The organism is Anaerobiospirillum sp. NML120449, assembly GCF_023051105.1.
In the GTDB taxonomy this organism is placed as follows: domain Bacteria; phylum Pseudomonadota; class Gammaproteobacteria; order Enterobacterales; family Succinivibrionaceae; genus Anaerobiospirillum.
Genome location: NZ_JALKIL010000036.1, coordinates 33083 through 51076, shown reverse-complemented (window position 1 = coordinate 51076; position 17994 = coordinate 33083). Strand labels below are relative to the sequence as shown.

The 17994-nt window shown below is 52.1% G+C and carries 12 protein-coding genes; all 12 read right to left on the bottom strand.

What is annotated here, in order from left to right:
* Positions 1–58: 58 nt before the first annotated feature.
* Positions 59–907: a flagellin gene (locus MXE41_RS10085; RefSeq protein WP_247100393.1), complete on the bottom strand. Its 849-nt coding sequence runs from the start codon at positions 905–907 to the stop codon at positions 59–61.
* Positions 908–1033: 126 nt separating this feature from the next.
* The gene (locus tag MXE41_RS10080) at positions 1034–1933 is read right to left on the bottom strand and encodes a flagellin (protein WP_247100392.1); all 900 of its coding nucleotides are present in this window, start codon (positions 1931–1933) and stop codon (positions 1034–1036) included.
* Between the two features lie 137 nt (positions 1934–2070).
* Positions 2071–2988 carry a flagellin gene (locus MXE41_RS10075; RefSeq protein WP_246977209.1) on the bottom strand — a complete coding sequence of 306 codons (918 nt, stop codon included), beginning with the start codon at positions 2986–2988 and terminating at the stop codon, positions 2071–2073.
* Positions 2989–3670: 682 nt separating this feature from the next.
* Positions 3671–4819 (bottom strand): rod shape-determining protein RodA, encoded by a 1149-nt coding sequence (gene rodA, locus MXE41_RS10070; RefSeq protein ID WP_246977210.1) that lies wholly within the window; start codon positions 4817–4819, stop codon positions 3671–3673.
* Positions 4820–5001: 182 nt separating this feature from the next.
* Positions 5002–7014: a penicillin-binding protein 2 gene (mrdA, locus tag MXE41_RS10065; RefSeq protein ID WP_247100391.1), complete on the bottom strand. Its 2013-nt coding sequence runs from the start codon at positions 7012–7014 to the stop codon at positions 5002–5004.
* Positions 7015–7755: 741 nt separating this feature from the next.
* Positions 7756–8226, bottom strand: coding sequence for a 23S rRNA (pseudouridine(1915)-N(3))-methyltransferase RlmH (gene rlmH, locus MXE41_RS10060; RefSeq protein WP_246977212.1), 471 nt, complete (start codon positions 8224–8226; stop codon positions 7756–7758).
* Positions 8227–8245: 19 nt separating this feature from the next.
* Positions 8246–8614 (bottom strand): ribosome silencing factor, encoded by a 369-nt coding sequence (gene rsfS / locus MXE41_RS10055; protein WP_246977213.1) that lies wholly within the window; start codon positions 8612–8614, stop codon positions 8246–8248.
* 920 nt (positions 8615–9534) lie between these two features.
* On the bottom strand, positions 9535–10953 hold the full coding sequence (locus MXE41_RS10050) for a hypothetical protein (protein ID WP_247100390.1): 1419 nt from the start codon (positions 10951–10953) through the stop codon (positions 9535–9537).
* A gap of 142 nt (positions 10954–11095) precedes the next feature.
* A complete protein-coding gene (locus tag MXE41_RS10045; protein WP_247100389.1) occupies positions 11096–13981 on the bottom strand; it encodes a hypothetical protein in 2886 nt (961 codons plus the stop codon).
* Between the two features lie 174 nt (positions 13982–14155).
* Positions 14156–15058, bottom strand: a complete 903-nt coding sequence (locus MXE41_RS10040; RefSeq protein ID WP_247100388.1) for a hypothetical protein — start codon at positions 15056–15058, stop codon at positions 14156–14158.
* A gap of 257 nt (positions 15059–15315) precedes the next feature.
* Positions 15316–16326: an adenylyltransferase/cytidyltransferase family protein gene (locus MXE41_RS10035; protein WP_247100387.1), complete on the bottom strand. Its 1011-nt coding sequence runs from the start codon at positions 16324–16326 to the stop codon at positions 15316–15318.
* Between the two features lie 160 nt (positions 16327–16486).
* Positions 16487–17692: a hypothetical protein gene (locus MXE41_RS10030; protein ID WP_246977218.1), complete on the bottom strand. Its 1206-nt coding sequence runs from the start codon at positions 17690–17692 to the stop codon at positions 16487–16489.
* Between the last annotated feature and the right edge of the window lie 302 nt (positions 17693–17994).

The window sequence follows — 17994 nt, the reverse complement described above, 5'->3', positions numbered from 1 at the left end:
CAATTTTCAGATAGATACTTGACAGTTGAAAAGTATTATCAATATTTTTTTAATTGCATCATAGATACAACGTATCGATAAAAAAATATATGTCTAGAAGGCGATCCTTAAATGCCGGGCTATGGTCGCGAATACGGCTGCGGGCGTCAGCCTGGTTTGCTGATACGTTAGCCTGATTGCGAATAGATGATTCTAAACGATTTTGTAAAGCGCCCAGGTTTGCACGCTCGCCGTCGTACTTGCCAATCAGTGCGTCGATCTTAGATAAAAGCTTATCCGGAGCCATCGCTGCATCATTGAAGTCGAAAGCAATAGCGCCATTTGCCCCAATGCCAAAAATAGTTTTGTCATTGGCATCTACCATCTTGGAAAGTGCCAGGTTTTTAAGAGTAAACTGAATAGTATCACCACTGTTAGCACCTACCTGGAAAGTTATTTTTCCATCATCGTGAGCTGCACCATCTGTATAAATACTGTTATCCTGCTTACCGTTAAGAATGGTTTTACCGCCAAAAGTGGTCTTACCGACAACGCGCTGAACCTCTTCAAGAAGTGAGTCTACCTCGGCACTAAGAGCTTTCTTATCATCAGCAGTGTTGGTACCGTTGTTAGCCTGAACTGCAAGGGTACGTACTTTCTGCAGCATGCCAGTGATTTCGTCCATTGCGCCTTCTGCTGTCTGAGCAAAAGCAATTGCGTCATTGGAATTACGGTTACCCTGATTCAGACCGTTAATTTGAGTTGTCAGACGTGAGCTGATCTGCAGGCCTGCAGCATCGTCCTTGGCACTGTTAATTCTCAGGCCAGAGCTCAGTCTCTGGTAGGTAGTAGCAAGCTGATTCTGTACGTTATTAAGATAGCGACGCCCATTGAGTGAGCTTATATTGGTATTTACGTAAATAGCCATTTTGTTTCCCTTTATTCCCACGGCAGGACCTTCTGCAATTGACAGTTAGTCCTGTTCATTTCTGTTAACTCAGCCATATGTGAGATTATGGCTGATACTTATTGGCTAAATTATTTTGTAAAGGATTTAGCCTAACAGAGCAAGGCCAAGCATAGGTCGGGTATTAGCCTGCATCAACATGGAGGTTGCAGCCTGCTGGATAATGGACTGCTGGGAAAGGTTTGCGGACTCTTCTGCGAAGTCTGCGTCGCGAATTCTGCTACGGGCATCTGCCTGGTTGGCAGAAACGTTGGCCTGATTGCGGATAGATGATTCTAAACGGTTTTGGAAAGCGCCCATATTTGCACGCTCCGAATCTATTGCTGCAATATAGGCGTCGATATTTTGTAAAATTTTGTCAGGGGTGCTGTCTGCAGCAGCAAGGTCGACTTTAGCTGATCCGTCTTGTTGAATGCCAAAAATTTTTCCTGCGTCAGCAGTTAATTTTGACATAACGAAATTCTTCATAGTAAAGGAAATAGTATCACCGCTATTTGCCCCTACCTGGAAAGCTATGCTACCGTCATCACCCTTTGTCTTGACCTCATAAATACTGTTATCTTGCTGACCATTTAAAATGGTTTTACCGCCATATGTTGTTTTGGTTACTACACGTTGCGCTTCATTAATCAGCGCGGTCATTTCTGAGCTGAGAGCCTTTTTATCGTCGGCAGTGTTGGTACCGTTATTGGCCTGTACTGCAAGGGTACGCACTTTCTGCAGCATGCCAGTTACTTCATCAAGAGCACCTTCAGCTGTCTGAGCAAAGGCAATACCATCGTTTGCGTTGCGATTACCCTGGTTGAGGCCGTTAATCTGAGTAGTCAGACGGGAGCTGATCTGCAGGCCGGCAGCGTCGTCCTTGGCGCTGTTAATTCTCAGACCTGAACTAAGTCTCTGGTAGGTCGTTGTAAGCTGGTTCTGTACGTTATTGAGATAGCGACGGCCGTTGAGCGAGCTTATGTTGGTGTTAACGTAGATAGCCATGTTTGTTTCCTTCTTCTCGCATGAGGGCTGATAAAAGCACTAATCAGCTCTTCTATGTTTCCTTATGTGCTCAGTCATTTAGCATAGCTTATGACTGAACTGATAATGGCTAAAATGTTTTGTAGATTAGATTAGGTTTAACCTAAGAGTGCAAGGCCGAGCATAGGGCGGGTATTTGCCTGCATAAGCATGGAGGTAGCGGCCTGCTGGATAATAGACTGCTGAGAAAGGTTGGCTGATTCTTCGGCGAAATCTGCGTCGCGAATTCTGCTACGGGCATCTGCCTGGTTGGCAGAAACGTTGGCCTGATTGCGGATAGATGATTCTAAACGGTTTTGGAAAGCACCAAGGGTAGCGCGCTCACCGTCATACAGCGCAATGAGGCCATCAATCTTTTCTAAAACTTTATCTGGAGCGGAGTCAGCCTTAGTAAAGCTGAAATCGATAGTGCCGTTTGCGTTTCCAATGCCAAAAACCTTCAGATCATTAGTGGCAACCACTTTGGACAGACCAAGGTTCTTCATTGTAAGCTCGATAGTGTCACCACTGTTTGCGCCTACTTGAAATGAGATCTTGGCATCGTTGCCTGCAGCACCGCCATTTGCTGCAATACCATAAAGGGAGTTTTTCTGCTGTCCATTAAGGATGCTTTTACCACCAAAAGTGGTCTGCTGGACTACGCGCTGCACTTCTTCAAGAAGTGAATCTACTTCGGCACTAAGAGCCTTTTTATCTTCTGTGGTGTTGGTGCCGTTATTGGCCTGTACTGCAAGGGTACGTACTTTCTGCAGCATGCCAGTAATTTCATCCATGGCACCTTCGGCGGTCTGTGCGAAAGCAATGCCGTCGTTTGCGTTGCGGTTACCCTGATTTAAACCGTTGATCTGAGTGGTCAGACGTGAGCTGATCTGCAAACCAGCAGCATCGTCTTTGGCAGAATTAATTCGAAGACCTGAACTCAGGCGTTGGTAGGTTGTCGTCAGCTGATTCTGTACATTGTTCAGATAGCGACGACCATTGAGGCTGGATATGTTTGTGTTGACATAAATAGCCATGATAACCTCTTGATCTCTCCTGGCAGCGTACGACCTAAGCATGCAACTGTCGATACGTCTGCTCAATTTAAATACTCTCGCATCCTTAACGGACATGATTGCATTGAGTATTTATCGCTCTTCGTTACCTGTAACATATGGATTTTCTTCAGTTAATCTATCAAATATAGATGTGACAATTTTGGCGTAAGACCTTGCGCAAATACCGATATATATGGCTTTTATGCAATATATCTTTATGCTCAATAAGATATTTGCAGTGTCCTCTAATGGTATTTAAATTGGTGTGTTTCTAATCATGTTGAGCGTTTCATAGACAAAATCATGGCTCACTGTATATGGATGAGTTCGTTTGATGCCAATTTAAAATGATTTGTAGAGCGATCATGTTTTTGCATAAGACTATGACTTCCTTGCATGTAATGTAGGCGCAAGGCTCGGCTGATTCTGGTGGGACAGGTTAGGAAAGGTACGGCCGGGCGGCTCTGTGCTGGGCCAGTGCGAAAGGGTACGGTATGCCAGTTCGGTTCAGGGCAGGGCAGGGCAGGACAGGACAGGGGGATTGTAAGTGGCAGGGGCAAAGGCTAAGGGGCAGGGATAAAGATAAAGAAAAATAAAGGCTCACCCGTGAGGGTGAGCCTGTGAAAAACTTGTTTATAAAAGATTTTGAAAGTGTTTTTGGTCAGGTGTTTTTGGCGAAGATACTGATTTTCTTGTGCGTGTGAATCGACATGATGATGCCGAATGTAATCGCCAGAATAATCATGGACGTTCCGCCATATGAGACCATTGGCAACGGTACACCTACTACAGGGAGAATGCCGCTTACCATGCCGATATTGATGAATATATAGAAAGGCAGGGTAAAGGTATAGGTGCCGGCAAGGATACGGTCAAAGTTGCTTCTGGCGTTAAAGCTGATATAGACACAGCGGGCAATGATAAAGAGGTAAATGGACATAAGGATAATAAAGCCTATAAGTCCGGTTTCCTCAGCCAGCACAGCAAAAATAAAGTCGGTATGAGGCTCTGGCAGGAAGTCCAGCTGGGACTGTGAGCCCTGCAGCCAGCCTTTTCCGTAGATACCTCCTGATCCAATAGCAATCTTGGACTGGATGATGTGGTAGCCAGCTCCCAGAGGGTCTCGTTCAGGGTTCAACAGTGTCAGTACGCGCTGTTTCTGGTAGTCGTGAAGCACATAATTCCACATGATAGGCAGCGCCGTAGCACCAAGTACCACGCCTCCACCAATCCACCAGAAGCTCAGGCCTGCAAGGAATATGGCAATAATACCTGAGGTTGCTACCAGAATACCGGTACCAAGGTCAGGCTGCATGGCGATGAGCACTGTAGGAACAGCCACCAGAACAAAGGCAATAATGATATTTATCTTGCGTGGAGGGATGCTCTCGCGGGAGAGGAAAGCTGCAATGGTCAAAGGCATGGTGAGCTTTAGGAACTCAGATGGCTGAATACGCATAAAGCCGATATTAAGCCAGCGCTGTGCGCCTTTGGAGATATCACCAAAGAGCTCCACCATCAGCAGAAAGCCCAGACATACAATGTAGGTATAAAGAGCTGTCTTGGCCAATAATTTAGGCGGTACCTGCGCAACAATCACCATGGCAAGGAAAGCCATGCTGGTACGCACCACCTGACGCTCCAGCATTTCAATATGCTGTCCTGAGGCAGAATACAGGACAAAAAGAGACAGGCCCAGGGTCATAAGCAGGCCAATAAGCAGTGGCAGATCAATATGCCAGCGCACCAGCAGCGGCAGCTTCTTTCCGCCATTGGCTCTCTCAAAAGCGTCAAAATCTGATTTTGCCATTTGTCCTGCCCTCAGTCAGGGGGAGATTAAAAAGGATTAGCAACTGTACTGCATTGGTTACGTGCATTGTTTACATGCATTGTTTACATGCATTGTTACCTGCTCTGACAGCAGATACCAGACGACTGCACGTGATCAGTGGGCCTCGAGCATGAGTTTGCGCTCAGTTGTAAACAGCTGCACTACTTGACCTCTACTGTGCCACCCATGCCAAATTTGATGGTCTGTGGGACCTTTTCGCCCATGTAACCTGATGGGTAGAGCTCAAAGTAGCGGTCCATGATCTTGCGTACTACCGGTGCTGCTACAGAGGAACCGCCACCTTCATTCTCAAGAATGATGCCCACCAGAATACGTGGACGGTAGTAAGGGGCAAAAGCTACAAACAGTGCGTTATCACGGTGCTCGGTCTTCAGGGCGCTGGCGTCATACTTCTCGCCCTGCTTGATGGCCACAATCTGAGCGGTACCGGACTTGCCGGCGGCCTTGTATTCGGTCTTGGCAAAGGCACGGCGACCTGTGCCCTCAGAGCTGTTGATAACAAGGTACATGCCTGCACGAGCCACATCAAAATAACTCTTGTCCTTGACCTTAAGTCTCTTGCCAGTGTCAGGATCTTCAAAGTTATGGATGATGCTCATGCTCTTTGGGTCAACCACATCTTTCATCAGATGCGGGGTAACAAAGCGGCCATGGTTAGCCAGCATGGCATTGGCCTTGACCAGCTGAATAAGAGTAGTGGTCCAGTAGCCCTGTCCGATGCCGATAGGGATAGTATCGCCTATATGCCAACCCTGCTTATAACGGCGGAGTTTCCACTCCTGAGATGGATTGATACCAAGGGACTCTTCATGAATATCGATACCAGAGGCCTTACCAAAGCCATAGAGATCAAGATACTTGTTAATAGTATCAATGGTAGCCCTGTGAGCAAGGTCATAGAAGAAAGTATCGGCCGAAAGAGAAATGGCTCGGTATACGTCCAGCCAGCCGTGACCCCATGCTCTCCAGTCACGGAAGCGATGGGTAGAGCCAGGCAGACTGAAAGATGGTCCACCAAAGAACGAGCTGGTAGGGGTAATAAGACCTTCGTTCAGACCCATGATGGCAAGCAGCGGCTTGATTGTGGAGGCCGGTGAGTAGCCACCCTGAGTAACACGGTTAATAAGAGGTCGTCCCGGGTTATTGAGCAGAGCTGAATACTCACGGGTACGGATACCGCGTACGAACAGATTAGGGTCGTAGGATGGATTGGAGTAGAAAGCCAGAATACCGCCTGTAGCCGGTTCCATGGCTACAATGGCTCCCTTCATGTCACCAAGGAGCTCCTGGGCATAGTACTGAAGACGTATGTCCAGAGTCAGGGTGATGTCGCGTCCATGTACTGGAGGGTTGTACTTGAGAGTACGCAGAATCTGGCCGTGGCTGTTAACCTCAACCTCGCGTGATCCTGTAGTACCGTGAAGCTCATCCTCATAAAAGCGCTCAATACCCAGCTTGCCGATGGCAGAGGTGCCTTCGTAGTTTTCAATTTTGCCCTGCTCGGTCAGCTTTTCCACGTCATCAGCATTGATACGGGAAACATAACCAATAGCATGGGTAGTAGTACTGGAAAAAGGATAGTAACGCTTGAGGTCAGAGGAAATCTGAACGTTAGGGTACTTGTGACGGTTTACTGAGAAAGTGGAGATCTGATCTTCACTGAGAGAGTCGGCAATTTCCACACCCTTGAAACGCTGGCGGGTACGTGACAGAGCCAGAATATTGTCAATGTCAGCCTGAGTAAGGCCAAGCTTCATCAGACGGTCAAGGTTTCTGACCGTATCGAGGGTGGATATTTCCTTGTTTGGAAAGATAATAAGATGGAATACCGGACGGTTTTCGGCCAGTACCACATGATTGCGATCGTAGATAATGCCGCGCTGCGGGACTACTGGCAGTACGCGAATACGGTTTACATTGGAGCGGGTCTGATAGTCCTCGTGGGACATGACCTGAAGATAGTAGAGGTTGCCAAAGAGAATTAAAAAGCACAGAGCTACGACCAGGCAGCCCAGGAATACACGCAGTCTGAAAATGCGGACTTCCTGCTCTTCACTTTTGTCTACGCCTGACTGGGAAGAAGGTCTTTTTACCTTCTCGACCTTTTCCTGGAAAATCGAACGCTTCTTTGGTTTGCGCTTTTTGAACAACACGAAGGCTACCTGAATACACACAAAGGGCTCTGCAGCTGCTTTGGCAGTCAGTCAGAGACGGATTGAAGAGGAAAGAGGGCCTGTACCTAATCCGGGCAATATCATGCAGCCTGCTGGCTGACATGAGCCGCAATATCACAGAACAAATACCCCGCACACCGGCCTGATTGACCTCATGGGGGATAAGCCACTGCCTGGCCGTCCATAACGAAACAGTTCTCTGGTAAGCCGAAGACCTTACCTTATGGCCAGGATATTTATTTTATGACCGCCTGCCACTTTGAAAGTTCAAAGTATCAGGCAGGTTCATCGAAAAACAGACTTACAGACTATGTCAATGATTAACAGACTGACAGACTGATGATAAGGCCTGAACTGCCGCTGTGCCCGCACTTATGCAGACTGAGCATGGGGCCATGGACCGGTTTTGCCGACGCTGTGCCCGCACTTATGCAGACTGAGCATGGGGCCATGGACCGGTTTTGCCGACGCTGTGCCCGCACTTATGCAGACTGAGCATGGGGCCATGGGCCGGTTATGCCTGCGCAGTGCCCGCACTTATGCAGGCTTAGCATGGGGCCATGGACCGGTTATGCCAGCGCTGTGCCCGCACTTATGCTGGCTTAGCATGGGGCCATGGACCGGTTTTGCCAGCGCCGGGTGGCGCGAGTGCATTGTGGCGCGGGCGCTGTAGGCCGTGCTCAGGCGTAGAGTCAGGTCCGGACCTGGGCGGCTTATCTGTCAGGCACGGTGATAAGGCAAGCCAGCGTCTATGCTGTAGGCGCGATAGAGCGTTTCTGCAATGAATACGCGTACCAGCGGATGAGGCAGGGTCAGCTTTGACAGGGAAATGGTTTCATTGGCCCGATCAAGCACCTCACGGGTCAGTCCCTCAGGACCACCAATGATGATAACCACATCGCTGCCCAGCTGCTGGTAGTCATGAATTTTGTCGGCCAGCTCCATTGAGGTGTACTGGCGGCCATGTTCATCAAGTGCTACCACATGGGCACGCTTTGGCAGAGCTTCAAGAATGGCTTTGGCCTCGATTTCCCTGGCCTTGTCCGAGGTGCTCTTGCCTGTACGGCGCACCGGTTCAATCTCCTGAAGAACCAGCTGCATGTGGGGAGGCATACGCTTCTGATACTCGGTAAAACCGGTAGTAATCCAGGCTGGCATTTTGGTGCCTACAGCCAGAAGAATAAATTTCATTGCCGCTGCCGCCTCAGTATCAGGCCTCGTCTTCGGTAAGGCCTGCGGCCATGCACTTGTAGAGGTTTTCCAGCTGATAACGCTGACGCTCACTTTCCTGAAGGATGTGTACCATTACGGTATCGATATCAACAATTACCCACTTGCCTTCCTGCTCACCTGAGACAGATACGCCGTGAATGTCGTGTTTGGCCAGATACTCAACCAGACGGTCTGCCATGGCGCTGACATGACGGTTGGAGGTACCGGTGGTGATTACCATGACATCGGCAATGGAGCAGTGCTCATGAACATCAATATGGACAGTGTCCTGAGCCTTGGAGGAATCAAGAGAGGCAAGGGCAAGCTCAAGGAGCTGCTCAGTGGTGTAATCTTTTGAGCTGTACAAAGAAAATACTTCCTAAATTAATCTTAACTCTCCGGGAACTGTCATCCCGGGATGTCACCGCAGGCATCTTCAGAGTACTTTTCCCTCTGAATTATGTCAGTTTCAGCCAATAAAAGGCCTTTGCAGCCACTGGTGAACAAAATCGATAGTTTATACCCCACAAGGGGCGATTTTGCAAGAGCTTTTGCCATGAATAAGGGCCCCATGGTGCAAGGGCACAACATGAGGTCAGTGCAGCCATAACGTGCAGCGGCCAGAGCCTTGAATCTGTATTAACTGTCATGGACCAGCCAGTAGAGCAGGGGACATGATTATGTCACTGTTGTCCTGGACTGAGCACAGCATAGAGCTTTATAAAACTGCAGTATGACTCATGAGCATGAGTCGGAGCAAAGAAAGAGAGGGGCTGGTCCGTAAATGCAGCCAGGTGCATCTGCCGAATTGATGGTGCAGCTGCAGAGCTATTGCTCTTTAAATGCAGCAGGGCCGGTATAAACCGGCCCTGAGCATGAAGACAGGATCAGACCTGAGCTGCCGCTGCCATTTGTATGGGCTGTCTTATGCCCTGCAGACTGCGCCCCTGAGTGATAATTAGCTGCGTTGCTTACCATGATGGAGACGGCACCAGCTGCTGCTTTGCAGAGGCATGTAATAAAGCCATGCCTACAAATAGCTTATCAGCCTCACATGGCTGTCTTACTGTCTGGTATCAGGTGAGCCTGGCTGTCCTGCTTCCCGGGCATCCATCATTCATGGATACCTGGAATCATGGCTTGCAGCCTGTCAGTCGTGCGTACTGGCGGCATGTCAGTCGTGTGTACGGGCTGTCTGACAGTAGTACGTACGGGCAGTCTGGCAGTGGGACAGCGCGATTATGGCCAGCATGGCAGTCATGCAGTGCGATGGTGGTCTGTTAGTGGTTAGAAGGTCAGTACGCTGAATTCTTCGCACTTGAGGCGGGCCTTGAGGGCCTCGATGAATTTCTCACTGTCTGCTGGCAGGGCCGGGCCACTGTAGTTTGATGGCAGAGCGGTATTGCCCTTTTCATCTTTGAGCTGCTCGGTATGAGTAATGACATGAACCAGATAGCGGAAAGCGTGGTACAGGGCTGTGGCCAGTCTGTCCTTGCTTAAGGCCGGGTCGATAATATGCTCAGTCTCATCCCAGTCTGGCTCTGGCAGCTGCTCGCGCTCATACAGAGTAGGGATATCTCCCTCTTTGTAAGTCCAGTTGCTGATGTTCGAAGCCAGCTCACGAACCAGGTCACTTACTGTGCGGTCATTATCAAGCAGGGCACCCATGCCTATGCTTTCCCAGGTGCCGTCAATTAACAGTGCCAGAGCCGGCTCTTCAAGGAAAAAGGCCTCATCGGCTGCAGCTGAGGTAAATGGCTGTTCTGCTTTGTCAGGACGTACCAGAGTAAGGCGGGAGAACATCATGCCCTGAACAGGACCGCAATCTTTAAGGGCCGAAAGGTCCAGAATCACATTCCAGCATGGCAGTGAGCTCAGTACATCGCAGGTATTGAGCAGGTTGTTGAGGTCGCAGTAGCGGCTGGCATCCTCATTTACCTTAATTACCTGACGGTTAAGAGCTGCAGTCTGCACATGGGTAAAAATACCAATGTTCTCAAAGAGAGTGTCGTGATCTTCACTTTCAGGATTTAAAAACTCACCAAAGAGCTGCTCCTTATCCTTTGTTTCAGTAAAGATACCGGCAAATTCATAGTAATCAGCATAAACACTCTCAGGATGGGATACTTCATCAAGGCTGACAGCAAATGGACGGGCAGAGCCCTTTGCCTTGCCCTTATCCTGAGCATGGGCCTTATCAGCCTGACCACTGCTGTGGCCATTACTGCCTTTTGCACCGGCTTCATGAGCATTGCCTGTGGCCTTGCCATTACCCTTGCCATTAACGTTAACCTTGCCATTACCCTTGCCCTTGGCAGAGCTGTCTGCATCAGCGTCTCGGGCCTTGCTCTTTGCTTTGGCTTTGCCAGAGTTGTTACTGCGGGCGGCGGTCTTTTTCTTATACTGGTCAAGGATAGCGCTGATAACGCGGTTAGCCTCTAGAGCTGCACCGGTAAGCTCTTCACCCTTGTCATTTAATACCGGAGCATTGTCTTCCCTCGCTCCTGACTCGTCGGCATCACTGCCTGAGCGCTCATCTGACACAGGGGTACTGTTTACGGCTGGCAGGGCAGCGCTCATGCGCTCATGGCAGGCAAACAGAGCCGCAAAGTTGTCAGCCAGAGTATCAAACTCACTGATGAGCTCGAGCCTGTCATTGCAATAGTCGATCAGGGAAGTGATAAATTCCTGGTCATGTTTTTCCATGGCTTATTTCCTCTGTCAGGTCCGTTGTCAGACACGTGTAGCGTTACCAGTTAAATGTCAGGCCCATGGGTCTCAGGCTCTGGAGCCAGACATACAGGCCGGCTCAGTAATCAGGGCCTTAACCTTGCCAGTTGTGGCCCGGTCAGCTGGTGAAAATGCGATCGTAATTGTAGCTTAATGCAGCAGTCTCCACAGTGGAGACCGGCATAAGGCTGCGCAGGCGGGTGACACGTCCGGCAAGAGCGCGGCAGTAGTCGCCCAGCAGATTGTTAAGCTGCCTTTCAAACTCAGGACTGTTGAGATCAATCTCCCTTCCGTCAGCAAGGCGCATCATGCAGCGCGGCCGTGCAGTCCTGACCTGACTGTTACCTGCGTCGGCCACTGACTCTTCAAGTTCAGGCTCACTGCCATCGCCAAAGCTCATGCTCATGCCGTCAAGGGCGGCACAGCCAGCTACCCGGCCAGCCATTCCGCAAGCCTCAGTCCCGGAGGCATATGCCTTATCCTCAGCGTCATCAGACGCCGCCACTTCAGCTTTTACAGACTGAGCACGCAGCTGCAGGTAGTCCTGAACACCGCTGTGCTCCCAGTCGATACCGAAGAAGGTGCCAGGTGCTCCAGCTAATGCGCTCATGTTTCCAGTACACGGCCCTGACAGTTCCTCAGTGGCCAGCTCCTGACAAGACGTCTCATGGCAGCAAGCCTCCTGTGAGCCCGTCTTCTCTGTATCGGCTGAGGTGGCGTCAGACCGGTCGGGGCGGGAGCTGTCTTCACTGTCCTCATCGACCTCAGTCAGGCGGCCATGGCAGATATCATCAAGCAGCGGTGGCAGCAGCCATTTTTCCTGATGGATAAGCTCCTGCCCATTAACTACACGCAACAGAGCACAGTCACCAAGCTCTACCAGCAGTCGTATGGAGCCAGGTGGCGGAATATCCAGTGCAGCAGATGTCAGATCGTGAACATAACTTTCATTAGGCAGGGCGTCATCACGGCGCATGCGCAGTCTGATAACGTCATCCTCTACAGCATCGGCCTCACCGGCGGCAATCAGAAAGTCAGCCTCATCACGGTTAAGCGGCATGCAGGGCATACCCGTGAGATCAACAACAAAACAGATTTGCTGCTGCATGGTCATAAGACCGGCAGCAGGTGATCCTGTGCGCCGGCCTGAGACATGCAGGCTGTAATGACGGCGGCTTTGACTGACAGCTTTCATCAGGCTCTCACAGGCAGCATGTTTGCCCTGAGCCTCTTCACCTGAGTGCGAACGGCCCGCAGCCTCAATGCCCAGGTGCACCTCGCGTACGTTGCCACCGCCAGCAGCGCCGCCAGCGGCGCTGTGGCTGCAGCCAGCCGGGCTGTCAGCCTGTACGGCTGCCGTGCCGCGACGTACCATCTCATCAAGCTCACTGCGCCTTACGCCAGCAGGACTGCTCGCTGCCCGACGGGCAGCAGGATGCATTCTGACCACACCCTCAGGCACAACGCCATCAGTTGCCGATTTTGCAGTCAAACCGGCTGCAGCATCAGTCGCCTCCGCCTGAGCAGCAGGCACACGGGACGCAGCTGCGGCTGCAGCGGCTTCCCTGGCTGTGGCGGCAGCGTCAGCTGCTGCGGCGGCAGAAGCTGGCGGGGCTGCCGGTTGCTTTAGCGGAGCCAGGTCATCGTAGGTGCTCTCAAGCAGTGAGCGCAGATTTGGTTTGGCCGGGCGCTCCAGATGAGTGGTGATAAAAAGCGGGCGCGGCGGATCCATGGTGTTGGGAATATGGATACGCGAATTACTTTCGTCCACATAATTGCTGTCATTTACCGCCCTGATATCAGATTCGGCAAAAAATGACTGGGAACCACGGCCCTCGGTGGCCAGCAGATTGGGACCAAAGTAATCACTTGAGGTAGAGTTCATGCGCTCTACCTGCAGTTCGGCATGGGTACCCTGACGGCGCTGCTCATCTTCATCGCGCAGCTTTTCTTCAAGGCGTCGGTAAAAACGCTCCCACAGCCTGCGCTTGCGCAGCAGCTCAAGCTCAGTAAGGTCTACCGAGGGATCAAGCTCGGCACTGCTTTTAAAGCTTCTGTCATGACGGCGCTCACGCAGGTCCTCAGCATCGAGCACCGGAGGCATGCTCTCAAGCAGGCGCTTTTGCTTTTCTGTAGGTCGGTAGCGCAGACGCGAGTTTTCATCCACCACATAGGAGGCATCATTTTCCTCATCATCCTGGAAAAATGAACCAATTCCTATGGGATTGCTGGCCCTGCTGATCGGATCGGAGCCCATTACGGCCTCAAAAGGATCAGGAGCCTCAGCACGGGTGGCCTGAGCTACCCAGCGCTTAATATCCTCCTCAGGCGGTGGTGGCGGCTCTTCAGGCTTGATGCCCTGAGCCATGCGCTTCATGCTCTCAGGCAGACTGTCATAGAGATCAGACTGAGGCAGTGGATCTTTATCTTTTTTCTTACCCTTGCCCGATCCGGCACGGCTGCTCTTTTTCCCGCCCTTGCTGCCAGCGTCACAGGCCTTGTTGCCGGATGCGCCTTTGCTACTGCCTGAGGCGCTTTCACCGGTTGCCGCATCGACGGCTAGAGAGCCTGAATCATCTGCCTCAGCGTCAGTTATGCTCTGATCTTTTGAGCTGCCAGATCCAGAGCGGCTCTTGCCTCTGGTGGCGCGTTTGCCTTTGGCACCCCTGTCTGACTGAGATCTCTGTCCTTTGCCGGACCGGCTTTGAGATGGTTGCTCTTCTTCAGGTTCATCACGGCCAAAGTCACCCTCAAGCCCGGCAAATAGACCGGGCTCAAAGGGCTCTTTGTCATGGCTGTCCTGAGTGTGAGCCGCACAGCCAGTGCCTCTGCCAGTGTCCGCAGCGGCTCGCGAGCTTGCTGCATCTGCGCCAGAGCCGGCGGTGCCGATGACTGCAGATGCCGCGCTGATGCTGGTGTCAGCGTCTGGGGCTGTGGCTGGAGCTGCAGAGGCCCGGGATGACCTGCCGGTTGATTTTCCTGAGGATGCGGAGCGCTTGGACATGGGAAACCGCCTGGTCGAAGAAAAACAAAGGCCCGTAAAGTGCAGCCAGGGGCTGATGCTTCAGGGCCGTAAGGTGCAGCTCAAATGGCTGCATTGTGGACTGGGCGGGCCGCACTGGGGTCGTTATGGTCAGACTGGGGCGCGCCTGGAGGGAGTGGTGTTATGCGGCCTGGCTTATTTGACCCAGGCGCAGAAAGTGTGGTCAGCGCCAAACAGACGCATGCCCTTTTTGGTTTTGGTTGGCTGAGGATTGCCCGGTGCCTTTACGGACTTGCCTGAAGCATCAACGAGACTGCCCATATTGTTGAGCAGGTGCAGATATATGCACAGGGCACGGCGGGCCATTTTATCGTAGGACTGAAGGCTCTCAATAACTGTGGCCTTGTCCTTGTCACTGCATGATTCAGCATCACTACACTCGATAATAATGCCCTTTGTAAACTGCTCGAGGAATTCGTTTACCGTGCCTTTGAAGGTCAGGTCCACAAAAGGTCCCTGCACAAAGGTGCCGTCCTCAAGAATTATTACTGAGCTCAGATTGTTAGGGGCACCGGCAGGCTCACCGTCAACGGCGGAGTCAGCTGCATCGCTGTTTTCCGGAGTCATGATGCCAAAGCTGCGATGGAAGATAATGCCATAAGGCTTTTTATCATCCCAGATCATGTCCTGATTGGTGATGTTGATACACATGGCCCACTGAGGCATATGGGCAAAAGCTGTTGCCGGCACATCAAGCTGACTTTCATCCCACTGGGTTTTCTCCACATGGTAAATACTGCGCAGCTTTTCCCAGGCAAGAACGGCACACAGCTGCTCAGCCTCGTAATATTCTTCAGTTGCGTGTTCCATATAAGGCTCAAGCTGTGGATATTTGAGCCTGTAGTTCATGTAAAAGACGCCATTGATGCACATGTAAACCTGATCATAAGGCCACTTAGGTGCAGGTTTGCCGCTGGCATTCTTAAGGCTGGTAGCGCCAATACGGGCGGCCGTTACCGAGCTCTTAAGTCCCTCGGTAAAAGCGGCATACTCAAGAATAAGGGCGGGCAGTTTCTGATCAAACTCATGTGCTTCCATAGCAAAAACCTAAATTAGACAATTTCACGGGCAGGCCGCCCTCACCTGAGGCCGGCCTGCAGCCATAACGCAAAGCCGCAAGGCCGCGCGGCCGCAGTCTGTGGCCAGCGGCTGGCGGCTTTACTGCGCGGCAGGGCGCTTGCGCCTGTGCTGCAACAGCCGGTCTGGCGGGCAGACAGTGCCGTAATGATAGCACAGGCCACAGGAGGCGCTGTGCCGGTAGCTGTGCCGGGAGGTGTGCCAGGCTGGACTGATATTTATGGGGCAGCAGGGGCAAAAAGGCCCAGCTTCCTGATGGCATTAAGTTCGGAGGGACTGAGATATCTGGACAGCTGTTCTTGCTGCTCAGGGCTCAGATCCAGCTCAGGAGTGTTCAGCAGAGCTCTGAGCTCAGTGGAGCTGATATCAAAGTCGGCATTGTTCATGAAGATAAAGCTGTTGCCCGCAGCGCCATTGCAGCTGTGAGCTGACTGACCATGGTCCATGCCCATGCCCATGCCCATGCCCTTGCCCTTGCCCATGCCCATGCCATTGGCACTGGCAGTGGCTGTCCCAGTGCAAGTGGCAGTGCCTGGGGCTGTGCCATGGCCCGGGTCGGGAGCATGGCTGTCAGGCTGACTGTCAGGCAGACGGTGCTGTGCATGGCGGGCGTTAACTGTATTGATATGCTCGCGCACTGCCGGGGGCAGGTCATTAAGGCTGTAGCCTGGGCGGGTCAGCACGGCAATGGACGCAAGGTCGATAAGGCGGTCCCAGTTTTTCCAGGTATCAAGCTTGAGCAGCGAGTCCATGCCCAGAATAAAGATAAGGTCTGCATCGTGATGAAGCTCTTTGAGGCGTGTCAGAGTGCCATGGGTAAAGTGCTTCATGGTGGGATCATGCTCAACAAGCGAGATGTCCATGCGGGAGGCTGTGCCGGCGTCCTCATCAGCTTTATTGCCTGCAGCGGCGCCACCGACGGCGCTGTCGGCGGTACTGTCGGCGTCGCTGTCATCAATGGCTGGAGATGAGATGGGTGTGCCGTACTGGGAGGACGGGGCGGCTGAGGCTGCGGCCCTGACATCGGCCCTGACATCGGCAAGGGCCAGCTCAAGGAGCTGTACTCTTATCTGGTAGTCAAGATAAAGGGCGCTTTTATGCGGCGGTACGGCATTGGGCATGAAGTAGAGCATGTCCAGCTCCAGCTCTTTTACTGCCTGCTGGGCTGTTCTGATATGGCCCATGTGTACGGGATTAAAAGAGCCACCGTAATAGGCAATGCGTTTCATCAGGCCTCCGCGTGTTCATCATTGCTCTGTCTGTGCCGGGGCTGTAGATGAGCCACGGTATAGTCTCCTGACTTTGTCTGACCTGGTTCGGCTATGGCCCTTGCCATGGCAGGTGGCCATGGCAGGTGGCCATGGCAGGTGGCCATGGCAGGTGGGCTGATCAGGCAAAGGTGGTGTTGAGGCAGTGGGCCTCACGGTGGCGGCCCAGGGCCATGCGCTGCAGGGCCAGGTAGGCGCGCTCCAGATCATAATTGGAGTAGGCCTGGGATGCTTCGGCAAGGCAGCTGGTAAGGAAGTTGAGCATTTCAACCGGCATCTTTCTGATAGCCTTGAGATGGGCGTCCTGAGCCTGACGTACCTTGATATTGTTCTTCATGAAAAAGGCCGTAATGCTGCGATCGTCGGCATTGCCTATGTTTTCCATCTTGCCTCTGTATACGGCATTGAGGCTTTCATCAAGGCGCATGATGAGCAGGTTTAGGGCTGTGTTCAGGCCTGAATTTTCTGCTGAGCAGAATGAGCTGATGATATTGAGGGACTTGAGCGGCTCGGCATTGAGTATGGCTACCGGCAGCTCATAGCCTGTATAGCGGGCATCCTGAGCAAAGTAGGTATCGGCCTCATCAAGAGTAAGCGGGCCTGAGGTGGAGCTTTCCGATCTGAGCAGCTGCATGAGCTGCAGGGACTGGTCTATGACCATAAGATTGTTGTCACAGGCGCTGGCAATGTAATCAAGGGCCTCAGGGCTGATGGTCAGACCGTATTTGCGGGCATCAGTGGTAATCCAGCTCTTAAGCTGCTCGCCCTCAGGCGGATAGATAATTTCAATGCTGGCACCGGCTCCCTTAAGCCAGGCAAGAGCCTCCTTTTTGCGGGCCTCAATGCCGCCACGGGTACCACGGCTCTCTTTCTTTTTCTTGCCGCTGTTCTGTTGCTCAAGAGCGCGGGCACCATCGGAACCGGCCACAAAGCTGGCAAATTTGCGCAGCTCATCAGGGTTTTTAGGCTCGCATTTGTTAAGTGAGGCGTTAATGCGGTTCATTTCCACAATGACAAAGAGGCCGGGACGGAAAGAAGCGGCAATAACCTTAAAGAGCTCTACGGCAGTGGCATCATAGTCCCTGAGCACAATCTTGATAATGCGGTCTCCGCCAAAAAGGCCGGGATCGGCCATTTCCGACTCAATTTCCTTGAGGTTGGGGCCACCGGGCCCGCTGATTTCCGAAAATGTGTAGAGCAGAAACTCGGCATCAGGCATGGCCTTGCGGGCTCTGGTAATCAGGTCCGTAGAGCGCTCCAGCCTGAGCATGGGATCATCACAGCAGATAAGGTAAATATCGCTCTGGGCAGTTTTAGTGGAGGCCATAGTGCTTTTCCTCAGGCTCAGGGGCGCACAGGCGCCTGATGGCAGGTTACACGCTGCGCGCCTGACCTGGTCAGGGCGCGCTGCATGCCTCTTTATGACAGTGAAGCCTGATTGCCAGGCACTTCAGTGCCCGGCACTCAGGCTGGCTCACAATGAATAAATATCACGTACCGGTCGCCGCTGCCTGCGGCAGCGTGTGCTGCCACAGCATGCATAGCCCCATCATGCGCTGACGCGCCTGCAGGAGGTCTCCGGCAGGCGGCACCCTTCTTGCTGCAGGCCTCAGGGGCAGGGCTACGGAC

What these genes read in the sequence shown, in the direction of transcription:
- rlmH (WP_246977212.1), bottom strand. Translation starts at nt 8,226, where the DNA reads ATGAAATTTATTCTTCTGGCTGTAGGCACCAAAATGCCAGCCTGGATT.
- MXE41_RS10040 (WP_247100388.1), bottom strand. Translation starts at nt 15,058, where the DNA reads ATGGAAGCACATGAGTTTGATCAGAAACTGCCCGCCCTTATTCTTGAG.
- MXE41_RS10035 (WP_247100387.1), bottom strand. Translation starts at nt 16,326, where the DNA reads ATGAAACGCATTGCCTATTACGGTGGCTCTTTTAATCCCGTACACATG.
- MXE41_RS10075 (WP_246977209.1), bottom strand. Translation starts at nt 2,988, where the DNA reads ATGGCTATTTATGTCAACACAAACATATCCAGCCTCAATGGTCGTCGC.
- MXE41_RS10045 (WP_247100389.1), bottom strand. Translation starts at nt 13,981, where the DNA reads ATGTCCAAGCGCTCCGCATCCTCAGGAAAATCAACCGGCAGGTCATCC.
- MXE41_RS10030 (WP_246977218.1), bottom strand. Translation starts at nt 17,692, where the DNA reads ATGGCCTCCACTAAAACTGCCCAGAGCGATATTTACCTTATCTGCTGT.
- rodA (WP_246977210.1), bottom strand. Translation starts at nt 4,819, where the DNA reads ATGGCAAAATCAGATTTTGACGCTTTTGAGAGAGCCAATGGCGGAAAG.
- MXE41_RS10050 (WP_247100390.1), bottom strand. Translation starts at nt 10,953, where the DNA reads ATGGAAAAACATGACCAGGAATTTATCACTTCCCTGATCGACTATTGC.
- MXE41_RS10080 (WP_247100392.1), bottom strand. Translation starts at nt 1,933, where the DNA reads ATGGCTATCTACGTTAACACCAACATAAGCTCGCTCAACGGCCGTCGC.
- MXE41_RS10085 (WP_247100393.1), bottom strand. Translation starts at nt 907, where the DNA reads ATGGCTATTTACGTAAATACCAATATAAGCTCACTCAATGGGCGTCGC.